Source organism: Caballeronia sp. INML1 (genome assembly GCF_023631085.1).
Taxonomy (GTDB): Bacteria; Pseudomonadota; Gammaproteobacteria; order Burkholderiales; family Burkholderiaceae; genus Caballeronia; species Caballeronia turbans.
In genome coordinates this window covers 87,952-102,500 of the sequence record NZ_JALQDT010000008.1, presented here as the reverse complement: position 1 = coordinate 102,500, position 14,549 = coordinate 87,952, and the positions used below count along the sequence as shown (strand labels likewise).

11 protein-coding genes and 3 tRNA genes are annotated in these 14,549 nt (G+C 61.1%); 8 read left to right on the top strand and 6 right to left on the bottom strand.

Annotation, left to right across the window (positions count from 1 at the left end):
* Positions 1–121: 121 nt before the first annotated feature.
* The 5 genes from pepN to NCR38_RS03565 all read left to right on the top strand — a co-directional run bounded on the left by pepN (position 122) and on the right by NCR38_RS03565 (position 5,751).
* Complete coding sequence (gene pepN / locus NCR38_RS03585) at positions 122–2,839, top strand: aminopeptidase N (protein WP_250476430.1); 2,718 nt, start codon at positions 122–124, stop codon at positions 2,837–2,839.
* A 136-nt stretch (positions 2,840–2,975) separates the two neighbouring features.
* On the top strand, positions 2,976–3,995 hold the full coding sequence (locus NCR38_RS03580) for a class 1 fructose-bisphosphatase (RefSeq protein WP_061118856.1): 1,020 nt from the start codon (positions 2,976–2,978) through the stop codon (positions 3,993–3,995).
* 53 nt (positions 3,996–4,048) lie between these two features.
* Positions 4,049–4,124 (top strand) — tRNA-Thr (locus tag NCR38_RS03575).
* A gap of 621 nt (positions 4,125–4,745) precedes the next feature.
* Complete coding sequence (locus NCR38_RS03570; protein ID WP_250476429.1) at positions 4,746–4,895, top strand: hypothetical protein; 150 nt, start codon at positions 4,746–4,748, stop codon at positions 4,893–4,895.
* A 253-nt stretch (positions 4,896–5,148) separates the two neighbouring features.
* Positions 5,149–5,751, top strand: coding sequence for a chorismate mutase (locus NCR38_RS03565; protein WP_061118855.1), 603 nt, complete (start codon positions 5,149–5,151; stop codon positions 5,749–5,751).
* A 7-nt stretch (positions 5,752–5,758) separates the two neighbouring features.
* Here NCR38_RS03565 and NCR38_RS03560 read toward each other — a convergent pair whose 3' ends face one another.
* Complete coding sequence (locus tag NCR38_RS03560; protein WP_250476428.1) at positions 5,759–6,904, bottom strand: exonuclease domain-containing protein; 1,146 nt, start codon at positions 6,902–6,904, stop codon at positions 5,759–5,761.
* A 1,415-nt stretch (positions 6,905–8,319) separates the two neighbouring features.
* Here NCR38_RS03560 and NCR38_RS03555 point away from each other — a divergent pair.
* Positions 8,320–9,462 (top strand): porin, encoded by a 1,143-nt coding sequence (locus NCR38_RS03555; RefSeq protein ID WP_061118853.1) that lies wholly within the window; start codon positions 8,320–8,322, stop codon positions 9,460–9,462.
* A 73-nt stretch (positions 9,463–9,535) separates the two neighbouring features.
* Here NCR38_RS03555 and greB read toward each other — a convergent pair whose 3' ends face one another.
* The gene (greB, locus tag NCR38_RS03550; RefSeq protein WP_061118852.1) at positions 9,536–10,087 is read right to left on the bottom strand and encodes a transcription elongation factor GreB; all 552 of its coding nucleotides are present in this window, start codon (positions 10,085–10,087) and stop codon (positions 9,536–9,538) included.
* Positions 10,088–10,260: 173 nt separating this feature from the next.
* Between greB and NCR38_RS03545 the strand changes: the two genes are divergently transcribed.
* Both NCR38_RS03545 and NCR38_RS03540 read left to right on the top strand, forming a co-directional pair.
* Positions 10,261–10,337: transfer RNA gene (locus tag NCR38_RS03545), tRNA-Arg, on the top strand.
* A 100-nt stretch (positions 10,338–10,437) separates the two neighbouring features.
* Positions 10,438–10,514, top strand: a tRNA-Arg gene (locus tag NCR38_RS03540).
* Positions 10,515–10,575: 61 nt separating this feature from the next.
* Here NCR38_RS03540 and NCR38_RS03535 read toward each other — a convergent pair.
* The 4 genes from NCR38_RS03535 to gmk form a co-directional block, all read right to left on the bottom strand.
* On the bottom strand, positions 10,576–11,067 hold the full coding sequence (locus NCR38_RS03535; protein WP_250476427.1) for a phage protein NinX family protein: 492 nt from the start codon (positions 11,065–11,067) through the stop codon (positions 10,576–10,578).
* A 62-nt stretch (positions 11,068–11,129) separates the two neighbouring features.
* The gene (locus tag NCR38_RS03530; RefSeq protein WP_250476426.1) at positions 11,130–13,526 is read right to left on the bottom strand and encodes a bifunctional (p)ppGpp synthetase/guanosine-3',5'-bis(diphosphate) 3'-pyrophosphohydrolase; all 2,397 of its coding nucleotides are present in this window, start codon (positions 13,524–13,526) and stop codon (positions 11,130–11,132) included.
* A gap of 72 nt (positions 13,527–13,598) precedes the next feature.
* Positions 13,599–13,802: a DNA-directed RNA polymerase subunit omega gene (gene rpoZ / locus NCR38_RS03525; RefSeq protein WP_006999799.1), complete on the bottom strand. Its 204-nt coding sequence runs from the start codon at positions 13,800–13,802 to the stop codon at positions 13,599–13,601.
* 70 nt (positions 13,803–13,872) lie between these two features.
* Positions 13,873–14,547 carry a guanylate kinase gene (gene gmk / locus NCR38_RS03520; protein WP_061118850.1) on the bottom strand — a complete coding sequence of 225 codons (675 nt, stop codon included), beginning with the start codon at positions 14,545–14,547 and terminating at the stop codon, positions 13,873–13,875.
* Positions 14,548–14,549: the final 2 nt, after the last annotated feature.

Sequence of the window (14,549 nt, the reverse complement as noted above, 5' to 3'; positions counted from 1 at the left end):
CGCCCGATTCGCGATCTCCGGACGGCTTGTACAATGATTCGACCAGGCGCGCACGCGTTGGTGCTCGAAAGCACACACGCCCGACGCCCCCGCCGTTCAATCCAAACATGAAGATCTTGCCATGTCTACCACGACCGCATCCGCTGTGATTCGCCGCCAGGACTACACGCCGCCCGCCTTCCTGATCGACTCCGTCGCGCTCGAGTTCGATCTCGTGCCGGCACGCACGGTCGTCAAGAATACGATGAAACTGCGCCGCAACCCCGACGCCCATGGCGACGCGTCGCGGCTCGAATTGATGGGCGAACAGCTCGAATTCGTGAGCGCGGCGATCGACGGCGTCGCGAACGCGGATGTCCGTGTCCACGAAAACGGACTGTCCATCGGCAATATTCCAGCGGATGCGTTCGAGCTCAGCATCGAGAGCATTTGCAATCCGGCGGAGAACACGACGCTCTCCGGGCTTTATGTTTCCAGCGGCAACTTCTTCACGCAGTGCGAAGCAGAAGGCTTTCGCCGCATCACCTACTTCCTCGATCGCCCCGACGTGATGGCCACCTACGTCGTCACGCTGCGCGCCGACAAGACTGCTTATCCGGTGCTGCTGTCGAACGGCAATCTGATCGAGGAAGGCGATCTGCCCGATGGCCGCCACTTTGCCAAATGGGAAGACCCGTTCAAGAAGCCGAGCTACCTGTTCGCGCTCGTCGCGGGCAAGCTCGTGTGCATCGAGGAGCGCATCCGGTCCGGATTGGGAAAGGAAAAGCTGCTGCAGGTCTGGGTCGAGCCGCAAGACCTCGACAAAACCCGCCACGCGATGGACTCGCTCATCAACTCGATCCGCTGGGACGAAAAGCGCTTCGGGCTGGAGCTGGATCTGGACCGCTTCATGATCGTCGCGGTGAGCGACTTCAACATGGGCGCGATGGAGAACAAGGGTCTCAACATCTTCAATACGAAGTATGTGCTCGCGAATCCCGAAACCGCGACGGACACGGACTTCTCGAATATCGAGGCGGTGGTCGGTCACGAGTACTTCCATAACTGGACGGGCAATCGCGTGACCTGTCGCGACTGGTTCCAGCTCAGCCTGAAGGAAGGCCTCACGGTGTTCCGCGATCAGGAATTCTCGGCCGACATGGCCGCAGGCGATGCCGAAGGCGCGGCGAGCGCCGCGGCGCGTGCGACCAAGCGGATCGAGGACGTGCGCGTGCTGCGTCAGATGCAGTTCGCCGAGGACGCCGGCCCGATGGCGCATCCGGTGCGCCCGGAAAGCTACGTCGAAATCAACAACTTCTACACGATGACCGTCTACGAGAAAGGCTCGGAAGTCGTGCGGATGTACCAGACGCTCTTCGGCCGCGACGGTTTCCGGCGCGGCATGGATCTTTATTTCCAGCGGTTCGACGGCCAGGCCGTGACCTGCGACGACTTCCGTCAGGCGCTCGCCGACGCGAACCATCGCGATCTTGCGCAGTTCGAGCGCTGGTACAGCCAGGCGGGCACGCCCCGCGTGTCGGTCCGCGCGAACCACGACGCGGCGAACAAGCGCTACACGCTGACGCTCACGCAAGGTTACGGCGACGCATCCGAAGCGGCGCGCGCCACGCAGAAAGGTCCGCTGCTCATTCCGTTCTCGGTCGGTCTGATCGGGCAGAACGGCGCGGATTTGCCGCTGCGTCTCGAAGGCGAGAAAGAGCCGAACGGCACGACGCGCGTGCTCGAATTCACGGAGCGCGAGCAGACCTTTACTTTCGTCGACGTGAACGAGAAGCCGCTGCCGTCGCTTCTGCGCAATTTCTCGGCGCCGGTGATCGTCGAATACGACTATACGAACGACGAGCTCGCGTTCCTGCTCGCGCACGACAGCGATCCGTTCAACCGCTGGGAAGCCGGCCAGCGTCTCGCCACGCGCGAGCTGCTCGCGCTTGCCGGGCGCGCGGCCAAGGGCGAGCAGCTTGCCATCGACGATCAGGTGATCGCGGCATTCGCCCGCGTCCTCGAGGACACCACGCTCACGCCCGCCTTCCGCGAACTCGCGTTGATGTTGCCGTCGGAAAGCTATCTCGCCGAGCAGATGGCCGTGTCGGATCCGGCCGCCGTGCACGCGGCGCGCGTCTTCATGAGCCGCCGTCTCGCGTCGCAATTGCGCGACAAGTGGCTCGCGACGTATGAAGCGAATCGCACACCGGGCGAATATCGCCCGCTGCCCGAGGATGCCGGCAAGCGCGGGCTGAAGAATCTCTCGCTCGCCTATCTGAGCCAGCTCGACGATCCGCGCGAAGCCGTCAAGCTCGCGCAGGCGCAATACGATGCCGCCAACAACATGACGGACCGCTCGGCGGCGCTCTCCGCGCTGCTGCTCGCCAGCGCGACGAAGGGCGCGGACCCGAGCGTCGCGGACGCGGCGCTTGCGGACTTCTATCGACGTTTCGAGAACGAGGCGCTCGTCATCGACAAGTGGTTCGCGCTTCAGGCGACGCAGCGCGGCGGCCCGGATCGCAAGGTGATCGAGATCGTGCGCAAGCTGATGCAGCATCAGGCGTTCAACATCAAGAACCCGAATCGCGCACGCTCGCTGATTTTCAGCTTCTGCAGCGGCAACCCGGCGCAGTTCCACGCCGCCGACGGTTCCGGCTACGCGTTCTGGGCAGAGCAGGTGATCGCGCTCGACGCGCTCAATCCGCAGGTCGCGGCTCGTCTCGCACGCGGACTCGAACTGTGGCGACGCTTTACGCCGCAGTTGCGCGAGAAGATGCACGCGGCGTTGAGCGAAGTCGCGTCGAAGGCGAAATCGCGCGACGTGCGCGAGGTGGTCGAGAAGGCGCTCGCGGCTTGAGCGCCGTGTCATCGTAGCCTTTCGCTGTGTAGCGACGGCCGCGCGAAGTTTTCGCGCGGCCGTCGCTGTCACATGGAGTGGCCGGGGCGAGCGGTTAGAATCGTGAATATTCGTCTAACGCTCACGGAGCCCAAGCATGTCCTCCATCTCCAGCCGCACCACGCTATCGAAATACCTCATCGAACAGCAGCGTGAACACCAGAACCTGCCGGCCGACCTGCGTCTCTTGATCGAAGTCGTCGCGCGCGCGTGCAAGCAGATCAGTTATCACGTGAGCAAGGGCGCGCTGGGCGAGGCGCTCGGCTCGGCCGGCAGCGAGAACGTTCAGGGCGAAGTGCAGAAGAATCTCGACGTGCTCTCGAACGAAATCCTGCTCGAAGCCAATGAATGGGGCGGCAACCTTGCCGCGATGGCATCGGAAGAAATGGAAAAAATCTTCCCGATTCCGAATCGCTATCCGAAGGGCAATTATCTGCTGACGTTCGATCCGCTCGATGGCTCGTCGAACATCGATGTCAATGTATCGATCGGCACGATTTTCTCGGTGCTGCGTTGCCCGGACGGCGTCGAGCCGACCGAGCAGGCGTTCATGCAGCCGGGATCGCAGCAGGTCGCGGCGGGTTATGCGGTGTACGGCCCGCAGACGGTGCTCGTGCTGACGACCGGCCACGGCGTGAACTGCTTCACGCTCGATCGCGAACTCGGTTCGTGGGTGCTCACCCAGCGCGACATGACGATCCCGGTCGAGACGCGTGAATACGCCATCAACGCGTCGAACAGCCGGCACTGGTACGAGCCGGTGCAGCGTTATGTCGACGAACTGAATGCCGGCAAGGACGGCGCGCGCAAAGAAGACTTCAACATGCGCTGGATTGCATCGATGGTCGCGGACGTGCACCGTATCCTGAATCGGGGCGGCATCTTCATGTATCCCGCCGACAAGCGCGATCCGTCGAAACCCGGCAAGCTGCGCCTCATGTACGAAGCGAACCCCATGTCGTTCATCGTCGAGCAGGCCGGCGGCGCCGCGACCAATGGCGAGGAACGCATCCTCGATATCGTTCCCACGAGCCTGCATCAACGCGTGGCCGTGTTCCTCGGCTCGAAGAGCGAGGTGGATCGCGTGACCCGCTACCATCTCGAAAACAAAAATTGATTCAGGGTATTGCCAAATCGAGAATGTGGTCGCTATAATCTTGTTTCTCTGATGCCGGAATAGCTCAGACGGTAGAGCAGCGCATTCGTAATGCGAAGGTCGGGGGTTCGATTCCTCTTTCCGGCACCATCAAGATTTAGCAATGTCAGAAACCCGCGGTCACGCAAGTGATCGCGGGTTTTTGCTTTTGTGCTTCGTGTTTGCGATTTGCTCCGCGATTCAGCGACGTGTTTTCCCGCTTTTGCAACAGCCGCAGAGTTCGTACACAGTATTGCGACAGGAACCGAAATCGGCTTCATCGATTTCACAAGCTGCCGCTCTGAGCACCTGATTTGCCCTATATGTGCGCTTTCGTACAACAACAAGCCATTTTCCGCCCCGCACCATCGAGCGTCAACGCTGGTTTCCCGGTATCGTTATATCCATAGAGGAAAAGCTAGAGTTTAAGTACACGGTTGGCTGCTCCACGCCGAGCCATGCTGGACGTGGCCTGCGAGGCGGTCATGACCAATAGGGAAAGCTGTATCTTTTGCGTCGGATTCGGCAGAAGGAAGGCAAAGAATTACCGCTTTGACCCGTTCTAACGAACGGTCATGCGCAAACAATGAATCTGCTTAACCGGCTCAAGCCGAAGCGGCTGCGATCCGATAACGCATTTATAGAGAGACCCGTTTTCATGTCGCATGCGGCGGCGCAAAAACCGCATCGACCAGGTTGTTGCAAATGTCGTAGTCACCGAGGAGAGAAAACATGGACGCAAAACCGACCAAAATCCCGACGCCCGACACGGTGCATTGTCCGGATCCGGAGCCGGTTGGCGTCGAGTTTCTCGCGACCGAATTGCCCGAACACGTGCGCGCGTTCTTCGACGAACAGCGCAAATCGGCGCAGTCGAAATAGGCGAACAGGCTGATCACGCCGTCGTCGTGAGAACGACGCCCGCTGCGCGCGGCGCACTCGGACCATCCGGTCCGGACGTGGCTGAAGCCAGGACGCCTCGCGCCCCTCGTTCATGACCGCATTCAGGCGCGTCGTGCGTTGCGACTCGTCGAATCCTTTCCCGTCAGTAGGCTGCGCTCATTCCGATGCGAAGGCGCTGCGCTATTCTGGCGCTTTTGCCCGCGCTTTTGCCCGCGCCTTTGCCCGCATACCGATGCGCCGCCGATCGAATTCATCCCTCCTCGCCTTTGCCGCAGTTACCTGCGTGCTCGCACTCGCCGCGCCCGCGTCCGTTCACGCGGACGGCGACGACACACCCTTCACCAACGTCATCGCGCTCGTCTCGCAACGGCTCGCGCTCGCGGAACCGGTCGCGCGCTGGAAGTGGGCCCATCACGAGCCGATCACTGACGCGCCGCGTGAAGAGGCGTTGCTCAAACACGTCGAGGAAAAGGCGTCGGCCGCGCAAGTCGATCCTGAATTCGCGCGGCAGTTTTTCCGCGATCAGATCGAAGCCAGCAAGGATGTACAGAACGCACTCTTCGCCAACTGGCGCGCGCTGAAGGCGGCGCCGGAAGCGTCGCCGCCCGATCTCGTCAACGAGACGCGACCGAAGCTGGATCGGCTCACGCAATCGCTCATGTCGGCGCTTGCGCATGTCGAGCCGATTCGTCATGCGGAGGACTGCCCGGTGCGACTCGCCGAGAGCGTCGCGCGATGGAAGCATTTGACGCGCTACAACTCGTCGATGAACGCCCCGCTCATGCGCGCGCTTTCGCACGTATGCGCGTCGGGCGGCGTGGGCGCGGTCGGGTGATCGCGCGTCAGACTGTGGACGCGAGCGTTGCGCAGGCGAGCGGCGTCACGACGAGCCCGCGCGCGAGACGCTCGCTCAAGATGCGATAGGTCGACAGCTCGAATGCGGGCGAATCGACGCTCGCGTGCAGTGCGCCAGCCTGGCCGAGCGCGTCGATGGTGCCGAGATAGCACCAGTTGTCGATGACATGCCATGCGGGTTGCCCCGACGCTTCGTCGCGTTCTTCGATGGCGATCGCGCCCGTGTAAGGCCACGACGCGCCGCGAACATCGCCCGGACGCGATTTCAGCGCGCGATTATGCGCCGGACGCGCGTTTGCGATCCATTGCGCCTCGGCCAGCAGCGCGCCGATTTCGCCGCCCGTCGCCCTCCACTCGAGGCGGCGCACGAGCGCCGCCAGCCGCAGATCTTTTGCCGAGCGCCGCGGCCCGACGAGATGCGAGCGCACGCGCTGCCGCAATCGCACGCTTCTGCCGGCATAGAGCGGCGTGTCGTCGTCGCCATAGAACATGTAGACGCCACAACCCGCGGCGATCTGCTCGATCGTGTCTTCGTCGATATGCGCCGCGAGCTGGAACCGGCGCGTCACGCGTTCGAGGTGCGCGCGCATGGCATCCGGCGCGATCGCGCGATGCAGATGTTGCCAGAATTGCCAGAGCAGATCGGCGTCGGCGAGCGCTCGGTGCCGCGCCGAAGGCACGAGCGCGTGACGCTCGATGAGCGCATCGAGTCCGTGACGGCTTTGCGCCGGATAGACCGCGCGGGAAAGCTGCACCGTGCAGAGCACGTCGGGTGCGAAGCGAAGCCCCATGCGCCTGAATTCGCCCTTGAGGAAGCCGTGGTCAAAGTGCGCGTTATGCGCGACGAAGAGCCGGCCATTCAACCGCTCTAGCAGACCGGATGCGAGTTGTTCGAACGTCGGGGCATCGCGCACCATCGCGTCGGTGATTCCGGTCAACTGCTGCACGAACGCGGGAATCGGCCTTTGCGGATTGACCAGCGATGTCCATTGCGAAACGCCCAATGGCCCCACTTCCACGATGCCGATTTCAGTGATGCGGTCCACGCCGAACGTTGCGCCGGTCGTTTCAAGATCGACAAAGACGATGGGCTCGGAGGGAAAGGCAAGACTCGTGGGCAGTTCGGGATGCATCGTGGACGACGGTGGCGGCTCTGGCCTGGAGCGTTGGCGGGATTGCCCATTCTAACGCAGCACAGGTTGGCGGGCTTGGCTCAGGGAAGCTGCTTCGCGGCTTACTTGCCGCGATGCGATGATTTGAAGCGAAGGAGCTCTATAAAACTGCGGTCTTTCAGTCTTTTATTATTAAGCACGCGCTGATTTATTTTTGTCGCAATAGCGGATAACCCGTAAAGGCATTTGCTGATTAACAAAATCGGATCTTTTACGAGCAAGGTGGATTGATCCGATCGGCGCTGCAAGTTCAGGCATCGCGGCTGGACACTCGGGCGCACCGGTGCCGGGCTTGGCGCCGCGCCGGACGGCTGTCGCGAGTAGTGTTCGCCGCTCGCGGGTTTTAGGCTCGGCAGAACGAAAATCCGGCTATTAGAACTGAATAATTTTCAGCGCAGCTTCGGCATAAACTAAATCATCCGCTCCTCAGTAGATATCACGTCGTACTCGAAACAAGATCCTTTAAAAGGATTGTCGAGCAATATCCGCACTCCCAGTTTCTCGGACAATATTTCACCGTACATGGACTCGCCAAATGCAATCAAACAGGATTATTCGATTCGTAAATGTTTGCTCGTCTTGCCCGATCCTCCAGCGTTAAGCAACATGAAACTGACTCACCGGTTGAATGTAACGGAGGCGACCAACAATATTTAACTGGGTCGATTCGCGCAATGGTTGAGATCGCTTGCCGCGCCCTCGATCACAGAGGCGGCTGAGATCCGTTCGTCGCTTGATTAAAATCCCGCCCGGCAGGGCGATCACTGGCAGGACCTCCTCTCGTCGCCCATGGATGCAACGCACCCCGTGGTGAAGGACCGGGCGACGCCGCCTCACAGCGACCTTCTCACGAACGACGACGCCCGACTCGATCGAGCAAAAAAAAGCGCGACCGGGAAGTCGCGCTGACAAAGTTTGGAGATCTTTTCCGTCAACGAAAAAGTCTGCTTCGGAAAGCAGAAACGACAGTATAGCGATGCGGCCCGCATTAATTACCCGCAAAACTCGCAAACTTCTGTTTCAAATATCTCAACAATCCCGTTTTAGAAATTTTCCGTTATTTACTGTCACGAATCATGTCGCGCAAGCGCAACGTCGTTTGGTTGACACCTTCGCCCGTACGACTTTATTCGCCGATAAATCATTGTATATAAAGAAAAATATACGCCGCGGCGATCATTGCCGCATCAACAATGGTTTATTGTGGAAATTGGAAGGCCCCGCCTGTAACGCCGTCTTTACACTTCGTCTGGTCCGGAAACAAATGTATCGCATCTCGATGCATTGCTCATCCGCCCGCGCCTCTCGCAGCGCGCCGGAGCGAGGTTTCCTCAAAGCCTGGGTCCCCGGCCCAATCTGCTCTCGGAGTTACAAAGATGAAAAAGACTCTTATGGTCGCTGCCCTGACGGGCGTTTTTGCTACCGCCGCCCACGCGCAAAGCAGCGTCACGCTGTATGGCCTGATCGATGCGGGCATCACCTACACGAACAACCAGCAAGGCCACAGCAACTGGAAGGCGACGAGCGGTTCCGTGAACGGTAGCCGTTGGGGCCTGCGTGGTTCCGAAGACCTCGGCGGCGGCCTGAAGGCGATCTTCACGTTGGAGAACGGCTTCAACATCATGAACGGCACGAATGGCCAAGGTGGTCGCGAGTTCGGCCGTCAGGCATTCGTCGGTCTGTCGAGCAACCAGTTCGGCGCGGTGACCCTGGGCCGTCAATATGACTCCGTCGTTGACTTCCTCGGACCTCTGGCTCTGACGGGCACGCAATACGGCGGCACGCAGTTCGCCCACCCGTTCGACAACGACAACCTCGACAACACGTTCCGCGTCAACAACTCGGTCAAGTACACGAGCGCGAACTACGCCGGCTTCAAGCTGGGCGCGATGTACGGCTTCTCGAACGAAGCAGGCGGCTTTGCGGATAACCGTGCATACAGCGTCGGCGCGTCGTACAACTACGGTCCGTTGAACGTTGCGGCCGCGTACATGCAGTTGAACAACGTCGGCTCGCCGACCAACAACGTCGGCGGCGCGATCACGACCGACAACACGCCGTTCGTCGCTGGCCGTCAGCGCATCTTCGGCGGTGGCCTGAACTACGCGTTCGGCCCGGCAACGGTCGGCTTCGTGTTCACGCAGACGATGCTGGACAACGCTTCGTCGATCACCAACGTCGGCTCGCAAGGCGCTGGCTCGATCAACTTGACCGACGGCCACGTTCGCTTCACCAACTACGAAGTCAACGGCCGCTACAACCTGACGCCGGCTCTGTCGATCGCGGGTGCTTACACCTACACCGACAGCCGTATCGACGGCGAGAAGCCGAAGTTCCACCAGGTCAGCCTGCAAACGGCGTACGCGCTGTCGAAGCGTACCGACGTGTACCTGCAAGGCGAATACCAGCACATGACCGACCAGGACGGCCTGCCGATCGGTGCTGTGATCAACGGCGTGGGCATGTCGTCGAACGGCAACCAGGTTTCGGCTACGGTTGGCATGCGTCACCGCTTCTAAGCTTCACAGGCAGTCCTGCTGTAGAAAAGCCGCTCTTCGGAGCGGCTTTTTTTGTCTGTACGCCGACTTCAGATCAATGCGGATACCGCACATCCAGAATGTCGATCTGCTGCACGCCCGCCGGCGTATGCAGCGCGACCGTGTCGCCGATCTTCGCCTTCAACAGCGCCCGCGCGACCGGCGAGATCCAGCTCACATAGCCGACCTCCAGATTCACCTCGTCCACGCCGACGATCGTCACCGTCTTCACATCGCCGTCTTCGCCCGCGTAGTCGACCGTCGCGCCGAAGAACACCTGATCCACGTTCTCCTGCTTGCTGCTGTCCACGACTTCCGCCAGATCCAGGCGCTTCGTCAGAAAGCGGATGCGGCGATCGATCTCGCGCAGCCGCCGCTTGCCGTAGATGTAGTCGCCGTTCTCCGAGCGATCCCCGTTGGAAGCGGCCCAGGAGACGAGCTTGACCACTTCCGGGCGCTCCGTATCCAGAAGCTGCAGGAGTTCGTCACGCAGCCGCTTGTGTCCCGCCGGCGTGATGTAGTTCTTCGTGCCCGCCGGAACGTCCGGATGGCCGAGTTCGAGGTCGTCGTCGGTGTCATCCGACTCTTTCACAAATGCCTTGTTCATGATGCTGCTCGATGCCGGATGATGTCGAATTTGGTAAGGGACTTGGCTTTCCACTCAGCAACTTACCACGCCGGAAGCCCCTTTCGTAGAAAGCACGCTGATAGATAATTCGATAGATTGGCCAAAACCCCTTCCATTTCGGAACAGGCTTGGCTATAATTCCGCTTCTGCGTGCGGCTGTAGCTCAGTTGGATAGAGTACTTGGCTACGAACCAAGGGGTCGTGGGTTCGAATCCTGCCAGCCGCGCCACCTATTCTGATCTTTTCACGTTCGGCGGTCGCGCCGCTCGATGAAAAGATCAAGCGCTTAACCAGAAGCGCAGTGCAGTTTAAGCAGTACCGTTTTGCGTGCGGCTGTAGCTCAGTTGGATAGAGTACTTGGCTACGAACCAAGGGGTCGTGGGTTCGAATCCTGCCAGCCGCGCCATCTTTCGAAGGGCCTTCCATACGGAAGGCCCTTTTTGTTTGCCGCGAAGCTAGGAAGTCGTCTATTGCCGCGGTACAGAGCCGATATCGCCGATATGCAACTCAGGCCTCGGCACATCCTCCACCGACGCCACCGCGCTCGATTCCCCGATCGGCTCCGCCCGCGTGCCGAGCAAAGTCTGCGAACGGCGCAGGAACTCATCGTCGACGGTATCGCCGAATGCGTGCCGGACAAAGGCGCGCAGCAGCGCGATGCGCAACGACGCGCCCCGCCCTTCCACAGGCTTGCCGTCCTTGCCGAAGCTCACGGTGCAGATCACCTCGCCGCGCCCGTGATCGTGCATCTCGAGTTTGCAGGCGCGCTCCAGAACGACGGCCGCCGCGTCCCACGACGTCGACGGCAGGAAACGTCCGTCCCACGGTTTGCCGCGGTCGTTGCCGCGTATGGAAAGCGTCTCTCCGCTGTCGGTGAAATGAATTTCTCGGATGAATTCGTGCAGTCCGCGCGCGACCCAATAGTCGAGCGTGGCGCCTTCGAGATCGGAAGTGTTCATTGCGGCGCTCTCTCCTGTTCGTCAGTCGACGACAGGCATGCACGCCGCATACCCGCGCCGCGTCAGTAATCGGCGCGCTCGCGGTCGATGCGCATGCCGCCGTCCTGATTGCGGTGATGCGGTTCGTCGCTCGGGCGCTCGCGCGCAATGCGCATGACGTCCGGATTGGTGCGTACGCGGCGCATGACGTTCGCCAGATGCACGCGGTCGCTCACCTGGATCACGAAGCGCAAGAGTTTCGCTTCCTGCGACACGTCTTCGTCCATGGCGATATGCACGATGTTCGCGTCGGCCGACGTGATATCCGCCGCCACGCGCGCGAAGACGCCCTTCGTGTTCTTCACGAGTACCTTTACGGCGACATCGAACAGACGTCCGGGCTGCGGCGCCCACGCGACATCGATCCAGCGGCCCGGATCGCGCCGGTGAATCCGTTGCGCGACGCGGCATTCCGTCGTGTGAATCGCCATGCCGAGCCCGATGCCGATGTAACCCATGATGTCATCGCCGGGAATCGGGCGGCAGCACGGCGACAACTGCACCGACATGCCCTCCGTGCCCGTGATGACCACCGGCGGCGCGGTATTGGTGTTGTGATGCTCGCGATGAGGATGCTCGTCGTCATCGGCGATGCCGTTCATCAACACTTCGATGCGCTTCGCCATGACCGCCGCCACGCGCCGGCCGAGACCGATATCGGCGAAGATTTCCTGCCGCGTCTTGTTGCCGGTCCACTGCACGAGCCTTTCCCACACTTCCGGCGTGACGTCCGAGAGCGCAAGACCGTAGCCCTTGAGACTCTGATCGACGAGCCGCTCGCCCAACTGGACGGACTCGTTCAGGCGCATCGTCTTCAGATAGTGACGGATCGCCGAGCGCGCCTTGCCGGTGCGCACGAAGCCGAGCCACGCGGGATTGGGCTTCGAATACGGCGCGGTGATCACTTCGACGATGTCACCGCTCTTCAGCTCCGTGCGCAGCGGCAGGAGCTCGTTGTTGATCTTCACCGCGACGCACTGGTTGCCGAGGTCGCTGTGGATCGAATACGCGAAGTCGAGCGCGGTCGCGCCGCGTGGCAGCGGCATGATCTTCGACTTCGGCGTGAATACATAGACCGCGTCCGGGAACAGGTCGATCTTGACGTGCTCGAGGAATTCGCTCGAATCGCCCGCTTCGCTCTGGATATCGAGCAGCGATTTGAGCCATTGATGCGCGCGCTTCTGGACGTCGTTCAGATCCGCGCCGCCGTTCTTGTAGAGCCAGTGCGCCGCGACGCCCGCCTCGGCGATCTCGTGCATCTTGCGCGTGCGGATCTGGAACTCGATCGGCGCGCCGAAAGGACCGACCAGCGTGGTATGCAGGGACTGATAGCCGTTCACCTTCGGAATGGCGATGTAATCCTTGAACTTGCCCGGCACGGGCTTGTAGAGCGCATGCAGCGCGCCGATGCACGTATAGCATTCCAGCGCGCTTTCGACCACGACGCGAAAACCGTATACATCGAGCACCTGTGAAAACGACAACTGCTTGTCGCGCATCTTCTTGTAGATGCTGTAGATCGTTTTCTCGCGGCCGGTGACTTCCGCGTTGATCTTGGCATCCGCGATGGTGCGCTGCACCGTCTCGAGAATCTTGCCGACCACTTCGCGCCGATTCCCGCGCGCGGCCTTCACCGCTTTTTCGAGCGTCGCGTACCGGTTCGGATTGAAGTTCGCGAAGGACAGATCCTGCAGCTCGCGATACGTGTTGTTCAGGCCGAGCCGGTGGGCTATCGGCGCGTAGATATCCAGCGTCTCGCGCGCCACACGCCGGCGCTTCTCCGGCGGGACCGCGCCGAGCGTGCGCATGTTGTGTAGCCGGTCAGCGAGCTTGACCAGAATGACGCGCACGTCGCGCGCCATCGCGAGCAGCATCTTGCGGAAGTTCTCCGCCTGCGCTTCCTCGCGATTGCGAAATTCCATCTTGTCCAGCTTGGACAAGCCGTCGACCAGTTCCGCGACCTTCGCGCCGAAGCGCTCCGCGATCTCGGTCTTGGTCACACCCTGGTCTTCGATCACGTCGTGCAGCAAGGCCGCCATGATCGATTGCGCGTCGAGCTTCCAGCCCGCGCAGATTTCCGCGACCGCGACCGGATGCGTGATGTACGGCTCACCGCTCTGGCGATACTGCCCGAGGTGCGCTTCGTCGCTGAAGTGGAAAGCCGCCTTGACTTCCTTGATCTCTTCCGGGGTGATGTAGCTCGCTAGCGCGTTCGTCAGTTTCGCGATGGAAACGACGTCGTGCTTGCGCGGCTGCTCCGGCGTGGCGGTCGGGCCGAACAGATGGCGGAAGGACTGTTCGAGGACCGCGTCGATGTACTTGCGCGCCGCATGCGGCTTGTCCGCATCGAGCAGGGAATCCTGATCGATTTCGAGGTCGGGGTCCACGGCGGCGGAGATGGGCAACGGTGTCTGACTCATCTTCCCCTCCGTGGTGATGTGGCGCGCTGGGTTGTCGGTTGCAAAAAATGAAACCGTGCGGAAAGGCGGCCCTTAGACGGGCACCTTCTTCAACATTTCGATACCAACCTGGCCCGCGGCGATCTCGCGCAGCGCGACGACGGTCGGCTTGTCGCGGCTCTCGATTTTCGGCGTGTGGCCCTGCGCGAGCTGGCGCGCGCGATACGTTGCCGCAAGCGCGAGCTCGAAGCGATTCGGGATTTGTTTCAGGCAGTCTTCGACGGTGATGCGGGCCATGTTTGTTTCCTTCTCAATATGGGTTTTATTCTACCTTATGTGACCGAACGACCCGGCCACTGCAGGCGCGTCATGCTTGCGGCGTGGAGTGGATGCCGAGGTCCACGAAAAGCTGTGTATTGCGCGCGTATTGCGACGTGAAGCGCAGGCGCGTCGCGGCAACGAGACAGCGTAGTTCGGTCAGCGCGCGATCGAAGTTCTCGTTGATGACGACATACTCCGCTTCCGAGGCATGCGCCATCTCGCTACCGGCCGCGAGCAGGCGTCGCACGATCACTTTCTCGGAATCCTGGCCGCGTTTCTTGAGGCGGTCTTCGAGCGCTTCGAGCGACGGCGGCAGGATGAAAATTTCCACCGCGTTGCGGAACTGCTTCTTCACCTGCTGCGCGCCCTGCCAGTCGATCTCCAGCAGCACGTCATGGCCCTGCTTCATCTGCTCCGCGATCCACAGCTTCGACGTGGCGTAGTAGTTGCCATGCACCTCGGCGCTTTCGAGAAACTCACCCTTTTCCCGCCGCTCCATGAATTCGTCGACGGACACGAAGTGATATTGCACGCCGTTGGTTTCCTTCGAACGCGCTTCGCGCGTCGTGTACGAAACCGACAAGAGGATGTCCGGATCCTCGGCGAGCAGCGCGTTCACGAGCGTGGATTTGCCCGCGCCCGAGGGCGCGACGACCATGAACAGATTGCCGGGATAGATGCCTGTGTAGTGGCTGTGCGAGCGGTGTGCGGTGTTCGGCATGA

Bases quoted from the DNA above. Each gene is read 5' to 3' on its own strand.
- pepN (WP_250476430.1), top strand. From the start codon at position 122: ATGTCTACCACGACCGCATCCGCTGTGATTCGCCGCCAGGACTACACG.
- NCR38_RS03580 (WP_061118856.1), top strand. From the start codon at position 2,976: ATGTCCTCCATCTCCAGCCGCACCACGCTATCGAAATACCTCATCGAA.
- NCR38_RS03570 (WP_250476429.1), top strand. From the start codon at position 4,746: ATGGACGCAAAACCGACCAAAATCCCGACGCCCGACACGGTGCATTGT.
- NCR38_RS03565 (WP_061118855.1), top strand. From the start codon at position 5,149: ATGCGCCGCCGATCGAATTCATCCCTCCTCGCCTTTGCCGCAGTTACC.
- NCR38_RS03560 (WP_250476428.1), bottom strand. From the start codon at position 6,904: ATGCATCCCGAACTGCCCACGAGTCTTGCCTTTCCCTCCGAGCCCATC.
- NCR38_RS03555 (WP_061118853.1), top strand. From the start codon at position 8,320: ATGAAAAAGACTCTTATGGTCGCTGCCCTGACGGGCGTTTTTGCTACC.
- greB (WP_061118852.1), bottom strand. From the start codon at position 10,087: ATGAACAAGGCATTTGTGAAAGAGTCGGATGACACCGACGACGACCTC.
- NCR38_RS03535 (WP_250476427.1), bottom strand. From the start codon at position 11,067: ATGAACACTTCCGATCTCGAAGGCGCCACGCTCGACTATTGGGTCGCG.
- NCR38_RS03530 (WP_250476426.1), bottom strand. From the start codon at position 13,526: ATGAGTCAGACACCGTTGCCCATCTCCGCCGCCGTGGACCCCGACCTC.
- rpoZ (WP_006999799.1), bottom strand. From the start codon at position 13,802: ATGGCCCGCATCACCGTCGAAGACTGCCTGAAACAAATCCCGAATCGC.
- gmk (WP_061118850.1), bottom strand. From the start codon at position 14,547: ATGCCGAACACCGCACACCGCTCGCACAGCCACTACACAGGCATCTAT.